At 60.1% G+C, this 1,207-nt stretch carries 2 protein-coding genes; both read right to left on the reverse strand.

Annotated features, from left to right (window positions below; genetic code table 11):
- Nucleotides 1–357: 357 nt before the first annotated feature.
- A complete protein-coding gene (locus GGE09_RS23405; RefSeq protein WP_309748468.1) occupies nt 358–1,020 on the reverse strand; it encodes a hypothetical protein in 663 nt (220 codons plus the stop codon).
- The coding region (locus GGE09_RS23410) for a hypothetical protein (protein ID WP_309748469.1) at nt 1,017–1,207 on the reverse strand (191 nt) is incomplete at its 5' end. The genes GGE09_RS23405 and GGE09_RS23410, both read right to left, overlap by 4 nt.

The following is a 1,207-nucleotide window of genomic DNA, read 5'->3' on the forward strand; positions in this document are numbered from 1 at the left end:
CGCGCGGTTTGAACAGCCAGCCGCAACCGTCTTGCGATCGCCGGACCAATCTCTTTATCCGTCAGCCGATGCGCGCGCGTCACAAACTTCAGACGCGGCCCATAAGACACGCTGTCTTTATAGGCCACCAAGAGCTTCAGCCCCATTTTGCTTCCTTTGGTACCAACACCCGCCCCACCCCGCCGGGCCCCGTGCTTTGGCCGCTGGTAGATCCCCGCCCCGCCACGCCCCGCACCTTGCTTGAGAAAATATCGATGGACATCTGCAGCATATGAGTATCGCCCTATCAGGCACAGAACCGCACTCGGCTGAGCCAAGAATCCCGATCGAGAGCGATCACCGTGTCGTTGGTTGTGATCAAGATGTTTTTTCCCAGGGTGTCATCGGCGGCATGACATCCGTCACCTCATAAGCAATCAAATCCCGCCCCGCCTGGAAGGTATAGCGCAGTTCATCCAGCGCCGCCCACCAATCCAGATAGTTGCGCCGTGCCGCCGCAACTTCGCCCGCAGTGTTCACATAGCGGATCGGGCACCAGTAGACATCCACCGCCCGCGTTCTATTTGACACGGTGTAGGTTTCTCGACGAAGTTTCACAGCCTTGCCAAAATCCCCCCGCCAATGGCTGCGCCATTCCACAGGTTCCACATGGGGCTTCGCCCGCGGCATATAATCGGGCACCGCCCCCACCCGCGCCAGTTCGCCAATCTGCACCGCCATGGACCGCCCGCCCCGCGCCACAGGCAAAACCGACAGAGCCGCCGAGACCAGTTCGGCATCGTGATGCGGTTCCGAGCGCCCGCCACCATCGATGCTGCAGCCCACTCGGGCCCGCTCCAGTAGCAGATATTCCATCCCGAAGGACGGCGCAGGCTCCGCCCCAAAGCGCCGCTCGCTGTCAAAATCAATTTGGGCAAACTCGCGCTGGAAGGCCCATTCCACCAATTGGCGGATGCTGACCTGCTTTTTACCATTGGACTGTGCAACACCGCCGCCTTTAATCTGCACGCGCATGTTCATGGCTCGGCCCTTTTGGCGATTCCCTCTTCTACGAGGCCTTTGGCGATCGACTGGGCATTGCGGTAAGATTTGAGCCAATTCAGCTCTTCGGGGCGGGCGCGGCCGCAGGCGCGGTTTTCTTCAATGCGCACAACACGGCTTTGATTTGCCTCGGCTTCAACGCCGAGACGATGCAGAAAGTTCGGCA

Origin of the sequence: Roseobacter sp. N2S (assembly GCF_031454055.1) — a bacterium.
In the GTDB taxonomy this organism is placed as follows: Bacteria; Pseudomonadota; Alphaproteobacteria; order Rhodobacterales; family Rhodobacteraceae; genus Amylibacter.